Origin of the sequence: Saccharicrinis aurantiacus (assembly GCF_001660705.2) — a bacterium.
In the GTDB taxonomy this organism is placed as follows: Bacteria; Bacteroidota; Bacteroidia; order Bacteroidales; family Marinilabiliaceae; genus Saccharicrinis; species Saccharicrinis aurantiacus.
The window spans coordinates 79,303-104,163 of the sequence record NZ_LYBV02000002.1 but is presented as its reverse complement, the minus strand read 5'-3'; the positions used below and the strand labels follow the sequence as shown (position 1 = coordinate 104,163).

The 24,861-nt window shown below is 35.5% G+C and carries 16 protein-coding genes; 4 read left to right on the top strand and 12 right to left on the bottom strand.

What is annotated here, in order from left to right:
* Positions 1-3 precede the first annotated feature (3 nt).
* A complete protein-coding gene (gene zwf, locus A8B35_RS01730) occupies positions 4-1,539 on the bottom strand; it encodes a glucose-6-phosphate dehydrogenase (protein ID WP_068471579.1) in 1,536 nt (511 codons plus the stop codon).
* 164 nt (positions 1,540-1,703) lie between these two features.
* Positions 1,704-2,795, bottom strand: a complete 1,092-nt coding sequence (gene hydE / locus A8B35_RS01725) for a [FeFe] hydrogenase H-cluster radical SAM maturase HydE (protein WP_068471578.1) — start codon at positions 2,793-2,795, stop codon at positions 1,704-1,706.
* A 211-nt stretch (positions 2,796-3,006) separates the two neighbouring features.
* Between hydE and A8B35_RS01720 the strand changes: the two genes are divergently transcribed.
* The 3 genes from A8B35_RS01720 (at position 3,007) to A8B35_RS01710 (ending at position 8,183) form a co-directional block, all read left to right on the top strand.
* The gene (locus tag A8B35_RS01720; protein ID WP_068471577.1) at positions 3,007-5,064 is read left to right on the top strand and encodes an acetate--CoA ligase family protein; all 2,058 of its coding nucleotides are present in this window, start codon (positions 3,007-3,009) and stop codon (positions 5,062-5,064) included.
* 223 nt (positions 5,065-5,287) lie between these two features.
* Positions 5,288-6,376, top strand: coding sequence for a glycosyltransferase family 4 protein (locus tag A8B35_RS01715; RefSeq protein WP_068471576.1), 1,089 nt, complete (start codon positions 5,288-5,290; stop codon positions 6,374-6,376).
* Between the two features lie 208 nt (positions 6,377-6,584).
* Positions 6,585-8,183, top strand: coding sequence for a DUF6377 domain-containing protein (locus A8B35_RS01710; RefSeq protein WP_068471575.1), 1,599 nt, complete (start codon positions 6,585-6,587; stop codon positions 8,181-8,183).
* Here the strand turns inward: A8B35_RS01710 and A8B35_RS01705 are convergent.
* From A8B35_RS01705 to A8B35_RS01660, 10 genes are all read right to left on the bottom strand, one after another.
* Positions 8,180-9,457, bottom strand: coding sequence for a hypothetical protein (locus tag A8B35_RS01705; RefSeq protein WP_068471574.1), 1,278 nt, complete (start codon positions 9,455-9,457; stop codon positions 8,180-8,182). The genes A8B35_RS01710 and A8B35_RS01705 overlap by 4 nt on opposite strands.
* Before the next feature lie 289 nt (positions 9,458-9,746).
* The gene (locus tag A8B35_RS01700) at positions 9,747-10,565 is read right to left on the bottom strand and encodes a FecR family protein (RefSeq protein ID WP_068471573.1); all 819 of its coding nucleotides are present in this window, start codon (positions 10,563-10,565) and stop codon (positions 9,747-9,749) included.
* A 115-nt stretch (positions 10,566-10,680) separates the two neighbouring features.
* The gene (locus A8B35_RS01695) at positions 10,681-11,820 is read right to left on the bottom strand and encodes a phospholipase D-like domain-containing protein (RefSeq protein ID WP_068471572.1); all 1,140 of its coding nucleotides are present in this window, start codon (positions 11,818-11,820) and stop codon (positions 10,681-10,683) included.
* 18 nt (positions 11,821-11,838) lie between these two features.
* Positions 11,839-13,059: a phospholipase D-like domain-containing protein gene (locus A8B35_RS01690; RefSeq protein WP_075601819.1), complete on the bottom strand. Its 1,221-nt coding sequence runs from the start codon at positions 13,057-13,059 to the stop codon at positions 11,839-11,841.
* Positions 13,059-14,192, bottom strand: coding sequence for a phospholipase D-like domain-containing protein (locus A8B35_RS01685; RefSeq protein ID WP_068471570.1), 1,134 nt, complete (start codon positions 14,190-14,192; stop codon positions 13,059-13,061). Before A8B35_RS01685 ends, A8B35_RS01690 begins: the two co-directional genes overlap by 1 nt.
* Before the next feature lie 34 nt (positions 14,193-14,226).
* Entirely contained in the window at positions 14,227-15,630 is a 1,404-nt protein-coding gene (locus A8B35_RS01680; protein WP_171973133.1) for a SusD/RagB family nutrient-binding outer membrane lipoprotein, read from the bottom strand.
* Positions 15,631-15,721: 91 nt separating this feature from the next.
* The gene (locus tag A8B35_RS01675; protein ID WP_222844081.1) at positions 15,722-19,069 is read right to left on the bottom strand and encodes a SusC/RagA family TonB-linked outer membrane protein; all 3,348 of its coding nucleotides are present in this window, start codon (positions 19,067-19,069) and stop codon (positions 15,722-15,724) included.
* A gap of 340 nt (positions 19,070-19,409) precedes the next feature.
* Positions 19,410-20,213, bottom strand: a complete 804-nt coding sequence (locus A8B35_RS01670; protein WP_083634265.1) for a glycerophosphodiester phosphodiesterase — start codon at positions 20,211-20,213, stop codon at positions 19,410-19,412.
* A gap of 64 nt (positions 20,214-20,277) precedes the next feature.
* Positions 20,278-22,095: a DUF6359 domain-containing protein gene (locus tag A8B35_RS01665; protein ID WP_068471567.1), complete on the bottom strand. Its 1,818-nt coding sequence runs from the start codon at positions 22,093-22,095 to the stop codon at positions 20,278-20,280.
* A gap of 246 nt (positions 22,096-22,341) precedes the next feature.
* On the bottom strand, positions 22,342-23,982 hold the full coding sequence (locus A8B35_RS01660) for a DUF6359 domain-containing protein (protein WP_068471566.1): 1,641 nt from the start codon (positions 23,980-23,982) through the stop codon (positions 22,342-22,344).
* A 195-nt stretch (positions 23,983-24,177) separates the two neighbouring features.
* Between A8B35_RS01660 and A8B35_RS01655 the strand changes: the two genes are divergently transcribed.
* Positions 24,178-24,711 carry an RNA polymerase sigma factor gene (locus A8B35_RS01655; RefSeq protein ID WP_068471565.1) on the top strand — a complete coding sequence of 178 codons (534 nt, stop codon included), beginning with the start codon at positions 24,178-24,180 and terminating at the stop codon, positions 24,709-24,711.
* Positions 24,712-24,861 lie beyond the last annotated feature (150 nt).

Here is a 24,861-nt window from a genome sequence, read left to right as displayed (position 1 = left end):
GTTTTAAAGTTCGCAATAATTTCCATCGTTAGCCAAATTTTTACATGGGTAACGCCAAGTTTGCCTTTTATCTTCAATTAAATCATCGGCCACATCAGGTCCCCATGTACCTGCAGGATAACCATGAACCGGGATATTATTATTTTTCTTCCAGGCCTCTTGAATTGGCTTTACAAATTCCCAAGCCGCTTCCACCACATCTCCACGAGAATACAAAGTGGAATCGCCCAACATACAATCGTGTAATAAACGTTCATACGCGCTTGGTAGGTATGCATCTGCTAAATCTGAATAATGAAAATCCATATTAACAGTTTGCGAATTAAACCCTGCACCTGGTGTTTTCATACCAAATTTCATTAACAATCCTTCATCAGGCTGAATGCGAATTACTAACTGGTTATGATTGTGCTGCATGCCTGACTTATCAGCAAATAAACGATGTGGTGAAGGTTTAAAGTGAATTACAACTTCGGTTACACGAGTAGGAAGCATTTTTCCTGTTCGTATATAAAAAGGAACATCAGCCCAACGCATATTGTCGATAAAAAACTTCATCGCCACATAAGTTTCTGTACGCGATTCTGGATTTACTCCTTGCTCCTCACGATATCCTTTTGTAGCAACTCCTTTAATTGTAGAATCAACATATTGACCGCGTATCACATAATTTTCAACCTCTTCCTCTTTTATCGGGCGTAAAGATTGCATTACTTTGGCTATTTCGTTACGAATACCATTTGATGTTATTACTGCTGGCGGCTCCATGCCTACTAGGCCGGCTAACAGCAATAGGTGGTTTTGAACCATATCGCGCAAAGCACCTGATCCTTCGTAATAACCACCTCTATTTCCTACACCTATACTCTCTGATGAAGTAATTTCAACATGACTTACGTAATTACGATTCCATAAAGGTTCGAAAATACCATTTGAAAAACGCGTTACTAATAAATTCTGAACCGTCTCTTTTCCTAAGTAATGATCGATTCTATAAATTTGATCCTCTTGAAAATTCTTTAACAAATCTTTGTTTAAAGATTTTGCAGTTTCTAAATCGTAACCAAAAGGTTTTTCAACTATTAAACGCTTAAAGCCATTCTCCTCATCAGCTAAGCCTTCTTTTGCCAAATTGCAAGGAATAACTGTATACATACTAGGCGGTGTTGCCAAGTAAAAAATAAAATTATTTCCTGTATTTAACTTCGCATCTAATGAAAGTAAACGCTGCTTAAATCCAGCATATTCACTCTCCTCTTTAGTATTAAAAGCGTAGTAATATAGTTTTTGCACAAAAGCATCTATATCGTCTGCAGTTGAATCATGATTGTGTTTACTGGCAAACTCTTGAATACCCTCCTTCATTTTAATCCGAAAATCAGCATCACTCATTTGGGTGCGTCCAAGGCCCAGAATTGCAAAATTATCAGGCACTAAATTCTGCTCGAAAAGATCGAACACTGCTGGTACTAATTTTCGGTTTGTTAAATCTCCGGATGCCCCGAATATAACAAGTATATGATTGCTAGGTATCTTCATTTGCTTCTATTTTTCATTGACTTAATAGGCGCATAGGCCAAGCCAAATGTAGGATTTTACTTTTAATTTTTGTTTGCTTACTTGGGGATTAAACAAGAAAAATAGCGTTTAGTTTAGTACAAAGTCCTATAAATATAATCGGGTTAAATAAATAGGTGTCGAACTTATTTTAATGGAGTAGTTCTATTTTGAAAATGCGGTGAATCTCCCCACTCTCCAAGTCCAGGCTCCCTATCTGCCATCTCAATTCTAATACTCATACAGTTACCACAATCTTCAGCACCTTCATCTGTACATGGTTTATTCTGATAAAGCTGATAATCTTTCCGATGCGTTGTAGGAGTTATATTAGGCATTATAACATTTGCACCAATCTTTAAGGCTTTCTCGCGGCCCATAGGATCAATAGCCTGCAAAGCTGTAGTGGCCGCAATATTAATATCCTTCATTAAAATTCGCAACAAAGCAATCATATTTAATGAAGTATTAAAACGCTCTTCAATGGGCCATAACATTTCTTTTTGAGCGTACAGTGGAGTATCTTCATGTTCAATGTAAGGGCCCATTCCACACATATCAATATCTCGCTCTTTCATAAATAGCAAATCCCTCGCTAAATCTTCATACGTTTGCCACGGAAGGCCAATCATAACACCAGTTCCTACCTGATAACCTACATTTCGTAAGCTATCTAAACAAGACACGCGTTCATTATAATCGTGCATTTGATTGTCAGGATGTAACTGCTTGTATAAAACGGGCGATGAAGTTTCAATTCTAAGTAAGTAACGGTGTGCTCCACTATCAAACCATTTTTTATAGGTATCTGCAGTTTGCTCGCCCAAGGAAATTGTAATACCTAACTCATTATTTGTTTCCTGTTTAATAGTCTTTAACAGCTTTGTAACTCTATCAATAAAAGCACTATCATTACGTTCACCTGCTTGCAAAACCATAGATGAATATTTGTTTTCCCACGCAAATTTTGCGGCATTAACAATATGCTCATCTTCTATATTGTATCGATCAATCTCCTTATTTCCTTTTCGTATGCCGCAATAAAAACAATCTTTTGCACATACATTAGAAAACTCCACTAGGCCCCTATAAAAGACTTTACGCCCCAGATTGGCTAACTGAACTTCTTGGGCTTTGCTAAAAAGCAGCTTTTGATCCGCTCCTTTTAGCTGTAGTAGGTATGCCAACTCTCTAACACCTAAGTCGCCTTTTAAAATATTGTTGATATTATTACTCAAAATCCTAATTATTAAAAAACACTTTATTACTTCTTAACCTTACCAATTATTGATGAGTTGAAGTTATTGAAATTTTGTGAGCGGCAAAGTTAACAAAAGCGGACTAAGTATTCTAATTCATAACAAATACTGAGGATTATCACTGATATAATTCATTGTAATACTAAGGGATAAATGGCATTTTTAATCAGATAGATTTAAGATATAGATTATGATTAACGAGCAGTTGATAAACCCCAAAAGTATAGCTATAATAGGCGGATCGGAAAACTTACAAAAACCCGGCGGTAAGATTTTACATCATATTTTGGAGCGATATCGAGGCGAAGTTTTTGTGGTTAACCCCAAGGCTGAAAATATACAAGGCGTAAAAGTGCATCAGCAAATTAAGGATATCAACGAAGAAATTGATTTAGCAGTTATAGCCATAGCCGCAAAGTTTTGTCCCGAAGCTGTTAAAAAACTAGTTAAAAATAATAACACGCGTGCTTTTATCATCATATCAGCTGGCTTTAGCGAAGAAAGTGCGACCGGTGCAGGCTACGAAAAAGAAATTACGGATACTATTAATAACGTTAATGGCTGCTTAATTGGCCCAAATTGCACTGGAGTAATCACTAATAATCATCAATCTTATTTTACAACACCCATTCCTAAACTAAATCCACAAGGGGCCGATTTTATTAGTAGCTCTGGAGGCACTGCCGTTTTTATTATTGAAACAGGTACTAGTATGGGATTAAGTTTCAACAATATATTCTCGGTGGGCAATGCACCACAGACTTGCGTTGAGGATGTTTTAGAGTATTTAGATGAAACCTTTAACGAAGAAACAAGCTCAAAAAGTAAACTTATTTACATTGAGGATATAAAGAAACCCGACAAACTTTTAAAACATGCGAGTTCTTTAGTTCAGAAAGGATGCAAAATAGCGGCCATTAAATCAGGTACCTCAGACGCTGGTAAAAGAGCAGCAGAGAGTCATACGGGAGCAATGGCTTCCTCCGATATTGCTGTAGATACTTTATTTAAAAAGGCCGGTATTATTCGTTGCCACAGCCGATTAGAACTTGCTACAATGGCGGCAATATTTGCATCTCCTGAATTAGTTGGTAACCGTATGGCTGTAATAACCCATGCCGGTGGCCCTGCTGTAATGTTAACAGATACACTTAGTAATGGTGGTATTGAAGTACCGCAACTTGTAGGTGAAGATGCCGATGATCTCAAAACTAAACTGTTTGCTGGGTCGAGTGTGAAAAATCCTATTGACTTTTTAGCAACAGGAACGGCAGAACAATTGAGCGAGATTATTGACTATTGCCAAAACAAATTTGATAATATTGATGCCATATGCATTGTTTTTGGGAGTTCGGGTCTATTTGATGTCGAAAATGTTTACGAAGTAATACACCACCAAATGGGTAAGTGCTCAAAACCCATTTTCGCGGTTCTGCCATCCGTTGAAAATGCAAAAGAAGCGATTGGCTATTTCACATCTAAAGGAAATGTGTGCTTTTTTGATGAAGTAATATTGGCTTCAGCCCTAACTAAAGTATATCCTACATCTGAAGTAAAATATAAAGGAATTGAGATGAAAGGGGTTAATATTCCCTCAATCAAAAAAATGATTTCGAAAGCTTCAACAGGCATACTCGATGCTGATGATTGCAATAAACTACTTAACTATGCAGGCGTAGCAAGTGTTCCCTATCAAATAATTCAATCAGAAGCTGACCTAAAAAATATTAATAAGGAATTGAATTTTCCTATTGCCGCAAAAGTAATGGGTTTCGCTCATAAAACAGAAATTGATGGCATAGCACTTAACATTAAATCAGCAAATGAACTAGAAGAAGAATATCGCCGTCTTTCAAAAATAGAAAATGCGGAAGGCGTTATTTTGCAGCCTATGCTTGATGGAATAGAACTTTTTGTGGGCGCCAAATACGAACCTAAATTTGGCCATATTATGATGATTGGTTTAGGCGGTATATATGTTGAGGTATTAAAAGACATCACTAGTGGCTTGGCTCCTTTCTGTAAGCAAGAAGTATTAGAAATGCTGCGTGAACTTAAAGCCTATCCAATCCTTCAGGGATTTAGAGGCAATAAAGGCATTAATATTGATCAATTTGCTGATATCATTGTACGTATATCTACAATGTTACGTTTCTCTACTGAAATTGTAGAAATGGATTTAAACCCACTTATTGCTAATGAAGATGGTATCTTCGTGGTTGATGCACATATTAAGATCGAAAAATAATGCCCGTTCATAAAAAAACGACCTTAATTGCTGGTTCATCTTTGTATATTGTAATTGCGACACAGAAAAGTATCACATAATAATAACATAGGATAACACTTGCGATAAATCTGGTGAGTTACATTGCATTAATAAAACTTAGACTAGCGTCTAATTTTGATCCTCCGATACGATAGAGGTTTAAGCTTGATTGGGAATTGCAAATATCCGTAAACGATAACAGATGAAAACGGTATTAATAGCGCATAAATATTCCGACAATTCTTTTGCAGCCATGTCAAAAGCTCTTGCCATTAAGCTTGCTAAGGATGGGCATCAAGTCATTTTTCTATCACACAAAAAAGACCCGCCATTTGTTGATGAGTACGGTGTTAAAGTTTTTAATTGGCCCGATAAGAGACCAAATGGAATTAAAAGTTTGTTACTGTCATTAAAGCTTCACTTTAAATATAAACCAGATATCTCAATAGCACATTTTTCTGCCGTGCAGTGGGTAATGCTCTCCGGCTTCTTATCCCGCACAAAAAAAAGAATGGCCTACTACCATACTTTGTCGGAGCAAATTGCCATTGATGATAAAATCACAATTAAATCTCACATCAACAAAATGAGAAATAGCCTAATGTATAGGCTATTTACAACACATTTAATTCCGGTTTCTAAATACGCAAAAAAAGATTTTAGAAAAACCTTTTGCACGAGCCCCTTTCTTAGGCCAGAAGAAATAGTTTGCAATAATGGAATTCCTGATCGCTATAAAAACTCTGTCAGCTCAAATAAATCAATATCAAAACCAATAATAATCAATTATCTGGGTAGAATAGATGAAAGTAAAGGACTGACAGAAGTTGTTGACTTTGTTATTGCTGACCCTAAGCTATCTAACTTAGTGCAAATTAACATTGGAGGCAAAGGATCTTTAAGTACTTATTTTTCGGAATTAAATAACCCTAGTATTAAATACCTCGGACTAGTAAATTACACGGATATCGATAAATACCTTCAATCAGGTCACTTCACAATTATTCCTTCTAAAATAGATAACCTTCCCACTGTTGGTTTAGAAAGCTTAATGAATGGCACTCCTGTAATTGGAAATACCAGAGGCGGAATTCCTGAAATAGTAAGTGATAATGAAAATGGTATTTTATTTGATGGATTATCTGATAATGAACTCACTAAGTTATTTGAAAGGATATTATCAGTCTCTGGTGATGAATATGAACAAATGCGAACCAATTCTCGTAAAAGCTACTTAAATAAATTTTCAATAGACACTTACCTTGAAAACATGTACAAAATAATTATGTAAGCTATTTAAAACTACCTAAAATTTAATTTGTTGAATTATTCTGAGGATTTTTAAGGAGAAGTCAATACTAAGTTTGACATGAAATAATTCTGCTAGTTCAATAAACTTTGCAAATCAATTTATTAAAAATACACTAAAACAAAAGGATAAAATATTAACAGTTTCTTTACAACTATTATATCTTTGGTGGTGAAACAGAGCATTAACAATGAAGTATATTTTTACCTTATTAAGTATTTTTTTTAGTCTTAACCTATTATCTCAAAACTCAGAATTATTAAATGAGTTAGATCTTGTTCTTTCAAATAAAAAAGAATACTCCCTCAAAAAGGAAGCTAAATTAGACTCTTTAAAACTTGAGGTTGAAAAAATAAATACACTTGGTAAAGGTTGGGAACGTTATCAAATATTGCTTCAGATTGCAGATGAATATGCTCGTTATAAATTTGACTCCGCTTTTAATTATTCAAAACAAGCTATTGATTTGGCTTACCAAATAAATAATGCCAATGCTATAGCATACACTAAAAGTAAATTTGGTCATTTATTGGTTTCTGTTGGATTACATAAAGAAGCCATTGATACACTGAATAGTGTAAATACTTCTCATTTAAAAAACGAACAGTTACAAGATTATTATGGCTATAAGGTTCGTGCTTATTACGATTTAGCCGATTATATAAATGATGAGTATTACGCTCCATCCTACCGTAAAATGGCTCGCAGTAATGTAGACTCGTTACTTAAATATAAGCAAAGTGAAACTACCAAGCCTGTAATGACAAAGGCTATTCGTTTTTTAGCCGAATACCAATTAGATTCTGCTGCCTATTATTACAATTACACCCTTAAAAACTACCATACAACATTGCACGATGAAGCAATGATTCACTCATGCCTAGGCTTTATTAATATTGAGCAAGGCAATACAAATGAAGGTAGAGACCACCTTATAAAATCAGTAATTGCAGATGTGCAAACGGCTACAAAAGAAGCCATATCTTTAATAGTATTGGCCAATTATTTCTATAATCACAACGACTTAGAACGTGCGTATAGGTATATACTTAAAGCGAAAGAAGATGCACTATTCTTCGGTTCTAAACAGCGTTTATTACAAGTAAGTGAAGTATTGCCAAAGATTGAAGGAGCCACCTTATTAGCTACCGAAAAATCAAAAGAAAAGGCTACACGAATTTTATGGGTTTTAGCTGTGGTAGCTTTTGTTGTTATTGTATTATTGATGATTGTTTACCGCCAACTTTTTGATTTGCAAAAAATATGGGCTGTAATAAATAATCAGAATAAAGAACTCAAACAGCTGAATACCGAATTGCAAGAAGTCAATAAAATTAAAGAAAAATATATTGGACACTTCTTTAACACCAGCTCTACTTACATTAACAAATTAGAAACGATTTCTAAATCGCTCAATACTGTTTTGGTGAGTAATAATACTCAAAACCTTAAAACGATATTACGTAGTATTTCTCCTAAGAAGGAACGAGATCAGCTATTCCATAACTTCGATGAGATATTCTTAAGCCTGTTTCCGAGCTTTATTGAAGAGGTTGATAAAATGTTAGATGCTGATAAAAAGTATACCCTTAAGCCCGGTCAGATATTAAATACCGAGCTTCGAATATTAGCCATTATCAGATTAGGAATAATTGAAAATGAAACCATGAGCCAAGTTTTAGGCGTATCGATAAATACCATATACACTTATAAAACAAAGGCTCAAAATAGATCATCCCTTTCTACCGAATTATTCTTTGAAAGGCTGAATCAAATTAAATCGGTTTAAAACTCAAATCCTAAACCAAATTCAAACTGATTGCCCGATGGGATAGAATATTGCTCGGGAGTTAAATCTTGGCGGAATTGGTAATTCATTTTTAAAACCAAATGCTCTGACAAATTGTAGTTTGCTCCAACGGCTAAAATATTCATATTACGCTGAATGCGATCGTAGCCTTGTAAGGACTCTGCTACTTTTCCATGTGTATTTAAATGCTCCACTCTAACAAAAATAGGCAGTTTCATATCTTTATTATTGTGTACAAAACTTTTACTTTCAGAACGGTTTGACCATAACCAATGTAAGATATCAACCCCGGCTTCAAGGTAACCGCCATATACCTGCTGGCCCAACACCTGACCTTCGCCATGCTTTTGTTTGGTAATTTCGTATATACCCTCTGTATCGCTTAAATTACCCAAGGCACCAACAGCTAAAAATCGGAAGTTGGCAGGTGTATAACGTGCATAAGCCGAATAAAGTGACAATTGCGACTGATTGGTTAAATCTCTACCTCCATGTTCATAATCGTAAGATCCCACGCTTCCAAAATATCCTGATACACTTAAATCTAAATCATTTCGTGGTGAATAAATTAACTGAGGAGAAACAGCAAACGAGCTATAATCAAAGGCTTCTCTACCATTTCGCACCCATGTAGCACTTCTAAATTCTGAAGCATCTAAACTGGTTACTACATTTACAAAGTAATTTAATTTAGGAGCTATTTGTCCGTAAGCACCAACACCCAATTCTATCCAAGTAGTTGGAATAATTAAGCGCTCCACCTCAGGTCTGTTTACCGAATAAAACAATAAAGGCTCGTCGTTACTATTTATATACCCTATGGATATAGGCTGAAAACCAACTCTTAAATTTAAGGCCTGATGCAAACGAAAATCTAAGAATAACTCAAAATTAAACTCTGTATGACCTTCTATTCCATCAGTTAAATACTCCACTTGAATTTCTGAGTTGAAAATAATTTTATCAGAAAATCGGTAACCAAAAAAAGTAGCCAATCGATACAAGCTAGTGTAATACAACTCCATATCTCCTAAGGATTCTTTCATTGGAGAATAGTTATAGTTTACACCGTTCACCTCGCCAAAACCGCTAACTGACCATGGTTTTTCGGAAAAGAAAATACTAGATGCCGCTTTTCCTAAACCCGGATATTGTTGGTCTTGATGATTTTGTATATGTGTTGAATCTTTTATTTGAGATTGTGCTGAAATAGCAAAAATTAGCAGTGCGCTTAGAAGTAACTTTAGCTTCATGATGTTTGTGTATAGTAGTGTGCAAATTAGGGGCGAATAGTATTTTAAAGCACCTTATTCAAAAATAAGACAATTTTATAACACATGCATGCCCAGTATCGAGCTGCTATAGGCAATTACTATGCCTAAGAGAGTAAGTTCACACTCTGAAAACTATAATTTAAGTTAATTATACCCCCTATAAAAATAGAGACAGATATTATTGTTTGGTATTTGAGAAGTATTTATAATGATTATATCATATGGTTACATACGTTCTTTAGGAAACAAACCAGTATTAAAAATCTTATTATTTAGTGATTCGCATATCCGCTGGATTATATTTAAGATCACAGGTTTTTGTCCACACTTTAATTAGATCGTTGACATCTGTTTTCTTAAACTTCGCTGTAAATAAACTTGCGTTTAGGTTCGCATCGGCATTTAGTTGCACATTAAATTCGCGCTGTATTATCTGTATTACTTCAGTAGGAGTAGCATTGTTAAATTCTATAATTCCATCGCGCCACAGTGCTGTTTGTGCTTTATCATACTCAACAACATTAGCTTGATTGTTATTAAATACCAAACGTTCGCCAGGAGAAAGTTGAAAGGTTGATTGATTATTTTCTAATTCTACACGAACTTTACCCGATTTTAAAGATACCTGCTCTGCAATTCCCTCGTATGCTTTAATATTAAAGCTAGTACCCAAAACCACTACCTTAAATTGCTCGGTTTGTACCGTAAACGTTTTACCTTCATTTTTCACCACATCAAAAAAAGCCTCGCCTTTTAAGGTAACTTCTCTATTGTTTGAAAACCAGCGCTTGTAGGTAAACTGCGATCCGCCATTTAAAATAACTGATGATCCATCAGGTAAAATAAGCTCCTGAGTTTCTCCATTGGCCACTATTAAAGTAGTTTCGGCTGTAGAAATATAAAAATAAACACCAAGTAACAATACAACACTTGCCGCTGCTGAAGCAAGGTATCGCATTATGTTAGGTTTATTTTGTTGCTTGCTTAACAAAGCATCTTCATACTTATCAATTCTATTAATAAGCTTATTAAATTCTTCAGATATTTCATCATTCGTTGCTGATGTGGAGCTATTCGGCGTTTTCATAAAGGCAATTTATTGAGATAAGGTTCAATTATTATTGTATGGAAAAAACAATTGCCGAAACTATAAAAGATATCGACAATTGCCATATTTTTTTTTGTTTTAAGTTCTTGAGTTATTACAATTGCCACAACTGATTAAAGTTTGCCATATAAGCCTTATAAATATCGGTGTTGTGTGTAGTAATAATTGCCTCGTTATTATTGCTTAGTGCATTTTGGGTAAGATTACCCGATCCTGTTAAAGTATACTCCCAGTCGTTGGTTTTAATAAGCATATACTTTGAGTGGATATTAATTTCAGACGTTTTAAAGATCTTCACTTCTACGTCATATTTCTCAAGTGCCAGCAATGCATTATTAACGGCAGCATCGTTACCTGTTTTTGTAATAATTTTTATACTCGCGCCAGCAATAGCCAACTCTTCAAGACGTTCAATAACATTCATTCTATTGGCTGTCCATAACGACATACCTACACTAATCACAGCACTTTCAGGATGTGCAATTTTATCCAAGGCTTCCATATAATTATCCCCTACCATTATGCTACCTCCTTTTCTGCGTGGAAAAAAAGCGGCTTCATAGGTATTCGATTGCACCTCGCGGTAACGATAATTGGTAAGGTCAGCATCGTAACAAAGTTGCATTACATCCTGATGGTAGCTTGCGTACCCTTGGTAAATGGTTTCGTCGCTTATAACAAGCGCATCTTGTAACTTAGCAGTGGCGCCATCGTGCATATTAGACGATGTTTGCAAAACCACATTATTTATGATACCCGATGATGTATTTATAGCAGATAAAGCCACGTATTTATTGTGATTTATAGAGCTGCTAGTAACATTATTGACAACAGTAATACCCGAATCGAAATGCTGAATTAATTTGGCATGCACCACCTTATTGGTAATTGTACTTTCATCAACCGAAAAATCAATCATCAAATTAACTTTCACACCTCTTTCATCGGCATCTATTAAGGCATCTGCAATTTCGTGGGTATCTATTAAATAAACCGAAAAGTAGATTTCCTCGCCAGTAGGTACCGCATTAATTAATTCAATTATGGTGTTAAAAATAACCCTATCTTTTTCTTGATTGGCAATGGTATTTGGATTATTAAAAATTGCCTTTGGAAGATTTATGTTAATGGGAGTTTCATCTTCCAACTCAATGCTCACTTCTTTTTCACATGAGGCAAGAAACAAACTGATAAAACAGATGAAACCTATTATTGATTGCTTAAATATATTCATTTTGCTATGTTTTGTAAATTATAAATTTTGATAAATAGTTAAGAACTGCTTGTGAAAATCATCATACCTTTTAAAAACACCTTCGTGATTAAAATACAACAGTGTTTCGTTATTGTAGCGCAAAGCATTTGTAGTTAAATTATGTGTTCCTGTTACTACAAAAGTTGCTGGCATATGATTTATAGTTCCTGTAAAAGTCATTACTTTCATATGCGTATTTTGCTTAGGACTCCCATATTGATCTAGAATAATTACCTCAGCCCCATCTTTTCTTAACGCATCTAAAGCACTTAATACTGAATTATGATTTGAGTTTTTTGTAATTACAGTTAAACCTACCCTTGACTGAGCTACCTCACTTAACTTGGTAAATATGCTAGATCTGGTATCAGTCCATGCTGACATATTGATCAATAAATGGCCCTCCTCGTTTAAATCGATTTCATCCATTATTTCCTCAAAACAATCGCCCCCGTATTCAATACCATTTGAACGTTTGGGGTAAAATTGAACCCTTAAATCCAATAGAGAATCCTTTTGTATTAAATACTCAAAATTGAGCATCGAACCTGCATTATTAAAACCACCAATGGAATTAAAGAATATTGTATAAGCCTTTGCTAATTCTTGGCTTTGAAACACCTGAGCGTCCTGAAACTTATAAGTGCTTTCATCCATAAAGTTTGATGAAGTCTGAAAAATAATATTTTCGTAAACTACTCCCCCTTCTTCTATTGATGAAAAAATAGCAAACTTATTGTGATTTATAGATGTTGCACTGGCATTGTTAATCACAATAAAATCGTCAAATTCTTCCTTCAATATTTCAATAACTTCTTTATTACTATTGATGCTTGACGAACGACTTTGATCAACTTGTAAATGCACATTTACTCCACGTGCTTTGGTTTTATTTAAAGCGCGCGCCAAATAATGATCATCGAACATATAAATAGATACGTATACATCTGAGGCTTTTGGAGCGGCATCGAGCAAATAAATAAACTGATCAAATATTATTCTATCACTTTTGCCGTTAAAAATGGTTTGCGGATTATTAAAAATAATTTTGTTGGCATATTTAGGCGTCGCTTCTTTACCTTCTTCATTTTCATCATCAGGGCAAATGCACCCCGATTGGTTATCGCCTAACTGATCAGAACATGATAAGGCCATAAAGCAAAATATGAAAGAGATGCCCATAAGGATAGTAATACCACAGCTACTTTTAATACGCATTATAAATTATGATAGTTATTTAATAAATCTGTATGAAACTTATTATAGATGTCGTAAACCTTTGCATCTGTAAAATACAACAGTGTTTCATTGTTATAACGTAGCGCATTATTGGTAATATTATGCGTTCCACTTACCACAAAACAAGCTGGTTTATTATTAATAGCACCTTTAAATGTAAGCACCTTCATATGGGTATTTTGCTTTGGTGTACCATAATAATCAAGTATAATTACATTCGCTCCAGCTTGCTCAACCAAAGCCAATTGCTCTAAAACAACCTTTGAATTTGAGCTTTTAGTAATTACGGTTAGTTCAATATCTGAAGCAGCTATTTCTTTTAATTTGCTAAAAATAGATTTGCGCGTACCTGTCCATGCAGACATATTTACAAGCAATTCGCCCTCGTTATCCAAATCTATCTGATCCATAATATCAATTAAACAATCGCCTTTATGGTTTTTTCCTTTGCTACGTTTAGGATAAAACTGAACGCTTAGGTTTAATGCTGAATCAGTAGCTGTGTAATATTCAAAATCGAGCATAGAACCCGACTTTGAAAAGGCATTAATCTTTTTAAAATAATCGCGATAAGCACCATATAAAATCTCGCTTTGAAATACCTGAGCATCTTGAAACTTATAGGTACTCTCATCCATAAAATTAGACGAGGTTTGAAACACAATATTTTGATAATTGTGCCCATCCTTACTAATCTCAGAAAACAACGCAAACTTATTGTGATTTATAGAACTTTTTGTAGCATTATTAAGCACCGTAAAATCACTAAACTCTTTATTTAGGATAGAAATAACCTCTTGATTACACTCTAAACTTGATTCTCGGCTTTGATCAACCTGAATGTGCACATTAACTCCACGATGCTTGGCATTATTTATGGCATGTGCTAACTCCACATCATCAAACATATAAATAGAGATATAAACATCCGCTCCCACAGGGGTTTGATTCAAGAGCTGCATAAAGCTGTTAAAAATTACTCTATCGCCCTTACCTTCTAAAATAGTTTGGGCATCATTAAATATAAACTGTGTTTGGTAGCTACCTGTTTTATTGGTGCAGCTCGTAAAAGCCACACAAACAAATAGTATTATTGCAATAATATTTTTCATCTTTTATAATTCTGTGTAAGGATGCTGTTAACAATTATTTTTCCCACCAACAAACGGTTTGCATATTATCGCCACCAATGCGTTCAACGACTTCTTCGTAATTATCAGCATTTAAACTTTGTAGATATGTAGGATAAATAAAACGTGTTGGCGTTTGTCCGCCATTTCCCATATGGCCAGTGAAATTAAACTCGGGCATGCGGTTGCGTCTGTATTCAATCCATGTTTCCATGCCATTAAAATAGGAGTCGATCCATTTTTGCTCAAATATTTGATATAAAGTACCATCAAATATTACTTTCTCGCGAAGAAGGAATTGCTCAGTATCGCTATCTGTTACGCCCCAATATTTCATTGACGAACGAATACCTGCCTCATAGTGCGTTTCAGCCGAAGCACTAATCCATCCTTTTAAAGCCGCTTCGGCCAAAAAGAATTCCAACTCGGCATGGGTTAAAATGCTGCCTTTGCATTGCGGGTCTCTAAACTCAGGACGTAAACGAGCCAAGCGTGGGTGAGAACTCACTTCCTCAGGGTCAACACCTGAAGGAAGACCATTAAACTCGCCACTTACATCAGTAAAATAAGCATAACGACGCGGATCAAGATTATAATTCATCACATCAATAAATGTGGTTGATGCAGCTAAGCGTGCTTCAAAATTATCGCTATTGGATGTGGTAAATGGGTTACGAAATGCACCATCTCCAGTATAATGCAAAACAGCACCATCCTCATACGAACTAAAAAGTGGTTCGTTTTGATAAATCAAAGCGATTCTTTCTGGTGCATTTATTTCTGAACGCTTAGAACATCGCATCAATAATTTTATACGCAAAGAATTACAGAACTTCTGCCACTTTACCACATCGCCATTGTATAAATAATCGCCTCCAAACTGGAAACCGTTAGCTTCATCAAATAAGGTTGAGGCATAATCGAGATTTTTTAATAAGTCGGTATAAATAGCCTCTTGCGTATCAAACTTGGGCATAAAATCTTTATCCTTTCCCTTTAGGGCTTCCGAATAAGGAACATCGCCAAAAGTGTCAGTCAGTATTGAAAACATCCAAGCCTTAAGTACGTACCCTGCGGCTTCATAATTTGGATAATTATTCTCTTTTGAATTGTTAATAATATCCTCTACATCGTTTAGAATACGATATAAGTAATCGTAAATACGGTTGGACTCAGCAGGCGAAATAATATATCGATGTATTTCGTTAATAAGCGATGTATTGGTGACTTGCTGCCCCAAGTACATACCAAACCTGTGCGAGTTGTATAAATTACGATGAACACCATCGTAAATTGCGGCCCCCAATAAACCACCCGGATCTACATCCTTAATATTATTGGGATTGTCGTTTACTTCCTCAAAGTCGAAGCAGCCGCTTAACAAAGGTAAAAGACAACATAAAACGAATAGTTGTTTCATATATTTTTTCATTTCTATATGATATATTTTTTGTGAATTAGCCCTAACGAACTGTTTTATTGAATATTTCATTATTTAAAAGGATGCTGTATTAAAAGGTTAGATTAACACTTACACCATAACTTCTGGTTGATGGAAAACCGCCAGTTTCAACACCTGGAGTAATTGCTCCATCGGATAAGGTAGCCGCCTCAGGATCGTAGCCTGGGAAGTCGGTCCAAATGAATAAGTTATTGGCTAAGAACGATACCGATGCTCTACTCAAGTAACTTTTATTTAACCATCTTGATGGCAAGGTGTATTGTACCCTAAGCTCTCTTAACTTTAGGTAACTGGTATCAAATATATTTCCCTCAACCTGATCGCGCTCGTACATTGAATTGTAATAATAAGCAGCTCCCACAGCTTCATCGTTTGGCACATATTGACCTGTTGCCTCATCTAAGCGAACACCCTGACCAATAATTCCTTCTTCGCCCCTGCCTTCTAATGTATTAACGTGGCGACCTGTATAAGATAAAACAGAATGCGTTAATGAGTATGCCTGTCCGCCTACTTGGTAATCGAACTGAAAGCCAAGAGTTACATTCTTATATCGGAATTCGTTGTGGATACCACCTCTAAAATCTGGGAAGATATTACCCAATAAAATACGCTCGTCGGTTTTTTCGGCCAAACCATCTTTAAAAATAATGTTACCATCATTATCACGTGCATAACCCAATCCGTAAATATTACCCAACGGCTCACCTGGTCGGGCTTCAATGGAAACTCTATTGGCAATATGCGATCCCATCACATAATTATCAATAACTCCCGGAACCAACTCAACCACTTCGCCTGAGTTTGTTGACCAGTTTTTAGATAATTTCCAAGTAAAGTTACGTTTGTTGATGGCCTTTATATTTAAAACCGTTTCGAAACCTTTGTTTCGGATGTGGCCACCATTCATAATAACAGCATTAAACCCAGAAGCATTATCAACAGGCATAGATACAATTTGATTATGCGTATTGGCCACATACCAAGTTAGGTCGAGATTAATTCTATTGTTAAAGAATCCAATATCAGTACCTATTTCGTAAGAGTTGGTTATCTCAGGTTTAAGGTCTTTATTTAATAAGGTATTGGGGTTTGTATAACTGCCATCCAGTGCATGATTGGCATAATAATTCTCTAATTGGTATGGCTTTGTATCGTTACCTACCTTAGCTATAGATCCTCTGATTTTCCAAAACGTTAATGCAGTATCGTTAAACCAATCCACAGCATCAGACATGATTAAACTGGTTGATAAGGATGGATAAAAATAAGAGTTATTTCCAACAGCTAAAGTACTTGACCAGTCGTTACGGGCAGTTACATCAACAAACAAAAAGTTTTTATAACCCATGTTTGCCATTCCGTATACTGAACCCACCGCTTTTTCGCTTCGGTAACTGTAAGCAATTGGGCGTTCTAATGAGTTATCTAAGTTATAGATGCCCGGCGTACGCAAAAACTCAGCCGTAGCTCTAATATTAGAGTACTTTTGGTACATGTAACTACCTCCCATGCTTACGCCAAAATCGAAATTACCGCTAGTAAAATCTGAAGAAAATAAGAAATCGGTATTATTCTCTAAACGATTCACCTTTTGTTCTTGATACATTCCTTGTAAGTGATTTCTGGTATCCCACGGTCGTTTTGTATAACGCTCTTCAGCAGAGAAATCGACACCCGTACGTGCAAAGAATCGTAAATGATCAGAAAATTTATGATCGAACTTAACGTTTGATAAAATTCTATCTCTGGTTGATTCGTTTAAGTGTTCGTAAGCAATAAAATACGGATTATCAGAAGTATCATTAGGTAAATCTTTTTGTTTGCGACCTTCTTCACCTTCTGCCCAATAATCTCTATACCAATTTAAATCCTCATTACTTTGCGACCACAGAATAGCATAAGGAACAGACTGTTTATTGTAACCTCCGGTTGGTAAATTATCGCTTTGGCGGTGGTAATAATTGGTAATTAAAGAAACCGAACTCTTCTCAGATAAAGTTTGCTTGGTATTTAAACTGATGGTTAATTGTTCCTGCCCTGTATTGGGCATAATCCACTCATTTTTAGTATGCGTAATACTTCCTCTAAAATTATTTTCATCATCGCCACTAGAAATAGTTACGTTATTTTTAAGTGTATAACCATTTTCGTAAAACATATCCTGCGGATCGCCATACGACTTCCACTCCGTTGGTTCTAGGTAAGAGCCATCGATATTACGTGGCGAATCGTACTGATAATAATACTGGCCATCGTAGGCAGGTCCCCATGTGTGACTAGATGCTGTGTTTGCACCATACGGACTCGATCCGTACGAATAATAATCGTGATAAGCACGCTTTCCGCTACCGTACTCAAACTGCTTATCAAGATTACGGTTGGGCGATTCAATCATATAGCTACTATTAACAGCCACCTGAATACCTTTTCCTTTGCTTCCCATTTTTGTGGTGATTAAAACAACACCATTAGCAGCTCTTGATCCATATAAAGCAGCCGCATTAGGACCTTTTAATACCGAAATACTTTCCACATCATCAGGATTAATATCCGATAAACCATTACCATAATCCACAGGCTGTGTACCACCTAAATAAGCGCTACCACCATTACCCGTCATGGTATTATTAATAGGTACACCATCTACCACAATAAGTGCTTCGTTATTGTTTAAACTTAAGGAAGCTTCCCCTCTTAATACAATTCTGGATGATCCGCCAGGGCCTGATGCTGCAGTATTCACCTGCATACCCGGAACTTTACCCGATAGCACAGTAGCCATATCGGTACTACCACCTTGTTGTATTAATTCATTATCGATTTTAGTAATGGCATGGCCTATTTTCTTTTGCTCTTTAGTAATACCCAAGGCGGTTACCACAACCTCGTTAAGGCCGTGAACTTCGTCTTCGAGATATATTTGGTAATTACTAGCAGTATTTATTTTTACTGTTTGATTAACAAAACCAATAAAAGAAAACAGTAAAGAATCATTAGCATTTACAGATAATGAGAATTCACCATTAAGATCGGTAACTGTTCCTGTTGTTCCGTTTATGGCAGCTACCATTACACCTGGTAAAGATTCCATGGTTGAAGCCTCGTATACTGTTCCTTTTATTATAACAGTGCCTTTATCAGGCTCTGATAGAATTATTGATTGTCCGATGATATCGCAATTAAGATGTACTTTTTCTTCAATAATTTCGGTTACATCCGAAATATTATAAACGCCCTCTTCAATTGTAATATGTTCGTTTAAGTAAGTTTCAATATCGCTTGAATAGGAAAAAAAATATTCCTCAGCACCCTCAACCACTTGAATAAATTGTGCCAATGATAAAGACTGATTGTGCTCAATCTTAATATTAGCCGCTGCAGTTGATGTTATCATTAAAGCAACAAATAAAGAAAACGCACCTTGTATTTTCCTTAACCGTAAACTTTGTTGTAATTGTTTTAAAATTTTCATTTTTCCTTTTAGATTTCTTTCTCTTTGTTTCTGTATCCGAACTGAGCTTTATCGCTATTGTCCTTGTTTATTGTGCACATAGTATAGAGACTGAAAAGGCACAATCTCTTACACGCAAATGTGCATTTAACAATTTATTAATACCTCGCAATGCCAATTAATAAGCATAGTATTCAGTAAATGTGTGCATTAAAAAAGCGGATACTTCACTTCTGATTTTTTCAGAAGAAGTATCCGCTTAATACTAAGTTAATCTTACTATCTATTTTGTGCTGAATTTGGACTTCACAGCTATTGCCTGAGTCATTTTTTTAGGAAAATCGGTAGTTATACTATGTACGCCTAACTTTGCTAAATCTTTTGCTATTGCGGCATCATTAACGGTGTAACAATGTAACTCTAAATCCATATTCTGGGCTGTTTGCTTAACCGTTTCATCAATTAATTTGTAGTTTAAATCAACCCCATCAAGCTTATTGTCCTTTACCTTTTGAAACAGACTTGCATAATCATCGGATAAACTATGAATTAGAAAAAAGCTTTTGTTATTAGGAAATAACTGCTTGGCTTTTACAATGGCATCAAAGTGAAAGGATATAAATATCATTTGATCCAATTTGCCCGATGCATCAATTACCTTGGCCATTTGATCTACCACATCGATACCCGATTTTATTTCTACTACTAATTTCTTACCTACAGGTACTGTTTCAATTACTTCACTGAGGAACGGAATCTTTTCGCCGCTGTATTTGTCATCTTTAAACGAACCCGCATCGAGTTTTCGTAATTGTTTAGATGCTGTTTTTTTGATGATTAAATCTTTATTACAAATTCGTTTTGTACTGGCATCGTGATGCACCATTACTTTTTGATCTTTGCTCAAATGAATATCTATTTCAACAGCATCGGCATTGTATTCCCAAGCTAAATTGGCTGAGGCTACCGTATTTTCAGGTGCATCACCGGATGCTCCGCGATGCGCAATAATAAGCGGATTTATGGTTTGTGCTGAAATAGTTTGAACTAAAGTCAATACTATGATTAGTATATATTTTACTTTCATTTTTGTTTAAATACTAAAAAGGGTTACGATAATCGCAACCCTTGAATTTATATTTTGAACCTAATTAGTCTACCAATGAATAACCGTCAATCTCAATGATTCCAGGTATACCGTAGTAAGTGTTTATTGATCCACCAAACTTAATTTTTTTGCCGTAAAGCGATGGATTATCTTTTAGGTTCACTTCATCTCTAATATCTGTATCCGTATCACCTGTTAAACGAATTAATATCACATTTGCAGGATCTCTTTCGCTAGGACTTGCTGCCAAAATTAATCCCTTAGTGTGTAACCATTCGCCATTAACTGGCTCCCAATAGTAAACAGGTCCATCGTCAGGAATACCAACAATATAACCTTCGCCCCAAGCGTATCCAATACCTTGGTTATCTCTAACCTCCGCTACTGAGTATGGATTATTCTCTGATCCCTTAGGATCTCCATCGCCTGCAAAACCATAGGCCTCAACCAAACGAATTTGGTCGCCACCTGCTATTTCAAAATCAAGTTCAACATCTCCTTGAATGCTTCCATCAGGAGCAAAGCGGAAATAAGCGGTTGTGCGCTCATCAGTTGTAGCTGCAAAAGATACTGAGGTCTCGTATCCATTATCAGCTGATAAGGAAACCTCGAATTGAGTTGGTGCCGTTATGGTGATATTGCCATTTATTTGGTATGGAATGATTGTGATGGCTTGCGCTTCACTAACCTCGTTATCATCAACCTGACCAAAATTCATTTTAGTGCTATTAAGAACAATCGTTTCTTCGGTAAAGGTATATTGCTTTAAAGCTTTTAATCCGTTCACCTGATAGTATCGAATAAGATCTGCCTCAACCGTAATCTTTTTATTTTTAAATTCAGGATTATCTTCAATACTAATAAGCGGGCGGAAACTCGTTGTTAACTCAACAGGTATACATCTGGTAATGTCAGTTTCATCAGGACGATCGGAGATAAGGATATTGGTGTTTTTACCGTATGGAACAGCAAAACTATAACTTGTTGGATCATCAGGTGTCATTGGCGAATTAATTGCCGCACCAACAATATAACCATGCACCCATTGGGTAGAACCATCCATATCACTCAGTAAAACTTGTTTAACGTTGTATGGTGCATCTAATGATCCATCGCCATCTTCAGGTCCTTCTTCAACATCACATCTGTTGCCATCCATATCACTTAATAAGTCCGATGCTGACACTAATATTTGTGGTACCATACGCTTAACCGCGATACCAATAAACGAACCATTACCAAGCGGAATACTTTCATCGGCAAAAGACGCTTCGTCTCGCACATACACGCTTGCTATTGCTTGGTTATCGCACGAAATAATTCTATGATTTCCATCCGAATAGGTTCCTTCTTCGGCTTCAAATTGAACATTTTTTATAACAATACGCTCATCCTCGTGCCCGCCTGCTAATAAAACTTCAATACTTAGTTCAATTGGTTCTGGAAGTTCTGCATTTTCTTCAATAACAGTAATCTTGCTATCATCAGTAAACGACAACTCCATATTACCAACAATTGTTTTATCTATATTACCAGCGTGAGCATAAATCTCTACTTTTTGCCCCACTTTATAATTATGATTTGAATTTACATTAACCGTTAAGCCCGATGTTCCATCTTGAATAATGAATGACTGCTGTTCTATCTGTCCGTTTTCAGGAGAAAGTGTAACTACAGCTGTTATAACATAGTTTTCGGTAATGGTATTTTTACCATCTAAAGCCAACTCTCTTAAATCGAGAATGGAAGCGATTTTCGGATCGCCAATGGGTCCATTAGGTGTTGATGTTTCTTCCTTTTCACACGAGATGCACAAGAAAAAGCCAAGGCATAAAGCCATTAATAATGTTAATTGATTCATGGTAATAATAATTTCGTCTTTAATAATTATACTTTACCCCTATGAGCTAATTAAGGCTTACATCCCTTACACAACATACGATTGTTAACGATATGTTTACATGAATTTAACTCGCAAAAAGCTATTTTAAAGCCTTTGCTTGACACCCTGTAAAATAACAAGCGACTACCTCAAAAAAAGAGATAGTCGCTCGTATATAGGTTGGTATAACTTAATTATTATACCTGAGTATCTAATAATGATTTATTATTTTAAAACCTTTTGAGTGATTGATGTTCCGTTAGTTTTAGTAATTCTAATAAAATAAATGCCATTTGAGAGCTTCGCGGTATTAAAACTAATCGTAGAATCGTTGGCAGTTTTTTGATTAATAACAGATCCTGTTATATCAATTAACTCAACCATAGCAACATCAGCATCAATATTTGAAACATTTATATTGGTATTAAAAGGAATTGGGAAAATTGTATACGTATTTTCAGTATCGGCATCAATATTAGTTGCTTTACCCCATGCTGCATGTAAAAACAGATTACCAGCACTACCTGTAACAACTTCCTTAATCTCATCCCCTTCAAGGCTCGCATTATTAAACCAACCTTCAAAAACATAATCCGTTTTAGTAGGAATAGGTAACAAAAAGGTTTCAGAATCTGCGGTATAAAAATCATCCTCAATAGCCTCGCCACCATTAACATTATAATTAATGGTATATTCCGTTTGCACATCGAACGAATAATTATCAATAGTAATGATTGCAGGCACACCGTAATACGTAGCTAGCGAGCCACCAAATTTTATTTTTTGTGCATACAGTTCAGGATTATCCTTAAGGTTAACATCATTTCTAATTTGTGTATTTGGTGTATCCGTTAAACGAATAAGGATTACGTTATGAGGATTTCTCTCATTAGGATTATCGGCCAATATTAAACCTTTTGTATGTAACCACTCACCATCTTCTGCATCCCAGTAATAAACCGGTCCATCATCAGGAATACCTACAATGTAACCTTCGCCCCAACCATGACCTATACCTTGATTTTGTCGAACCTCTGAAACGCTATAAGGGTTATTTTCAGAACCTTTTGCATCACCCTCGCCTGCAAAACCATATACATTAATAATCCTACTCTCTGAGCCTCCTGAAATAGTGAATTCATCGTAAATATCGCCTGCTACACTATTGTTTGGTGCAAAACGAAAATAAGCTGTGGTAGTTTCGTTTGTTGTGGCATTAAAAGAAGCATTTGAAGTATAGTTTCCATCTTTTGTTAGTGAAACCTCAAAATGTTCAGGTGCTTCTAGGTTTACAGTACCTTCTATTTCAAAGGGTGTAATTTCTACTTCTATTGGTTCGCTTGTATTGTTATGCATAACCTGACCAAAACTCATACGAGAGAGATTCAGAACAATGGTGGCATTGGGGAATGAATAATCGCTCAAACCCTTTAAACCATTAACTTGATAATAGCGCTCAAGTTTAGCATATACTGTGATTTTTTTATTCTTAAAATCATGATTATCATCAATACTAATTAAGGGACGATAGGAAGGTGATAGCTCTACAGGTACACATTTATTTACATCCGTTTCATTGGGGTTATCTGCTATAAGAATATTGGTATTTTTGCCATAAGGCACCTCAAAACTATAACTTTCTGGATCTTCTTCGGTCATTGGAGAATTAATAGCTGCTCCCACAATATAACCTTGCACCCAGTTTTTGGTACCATCCATACTTGCTTCTAAAACCTGAGTAACAGATAAAGGTGCTTGTGCTGACCCATCGCCATTTGTTATTAAACGTGTATTGGCTGATAAAGGCATCGCCAACATTGCTCCTAAGAACATACACAATACTGAAGTTAATTTTAATCGATTCATGGTAATAGTAATTTCAAATTTTATTGATTTTTATGTTTCATCTTTACCTATGAGTATTCTGAAATTACAATCCCTTACAAGGGAAATAAAGATAATATTAACTTCACATAATGATAACACAAACCACTGCTAACGACGCTGTATATATTTTTAAGTTTGCAGCACATTTAACTAACACTACATATACAACACGGCATGACAGAATATGACAGTCATATTTTAACTAAACTAAAAACTGGAGATAAGAAAGCTTTTGAAGAAATATATGTTAAACACTATGCTGAACTAAAAAAATATGCTATCACAATAACTAAAGATGAGGACATTGCGAAAGACATCATATCAGATGTATTTTTTAAAATATGGACTATAAAGGATAGTATTGAAATTAAGAAAAGTTTGAAAGCTTATTTATTTGCCTCTATTCGTTACGAAGCATTTAAGGTAAATGCAAAAAACATAAAAAACGTGTCAATTGATATGGAACAAAATGACCATGCCTTAGATTTTGACAATACTATTGAAGACAACATAAATTTAAAGGATACTGCCGCCAAACTTGAAAGATCTATTGCCCTACTCCCGAGTAAGTGTGCTCAAATTTTTAAAATGAGTAGAGAACAAGAAATGCCTCATAAAGTAATTGCAGAAAAACTAAACATTTCAACAAAGACTGTTGAAGTGCAAATTTATAGAGCGTTGAAGAAGATTAAAATGGAACTGCAATAGTATAAATGTAGGCTTAAATAAAACCTATACCTCATACCTTTCTATTATATACAGCAGTCATCTGCCCAATATCCCCCTCGCGAGCTACTATTACACATATAGATATTATTTAACAACCTTCTGCTCTCTGAATAAAGCTATTAGCCCCTA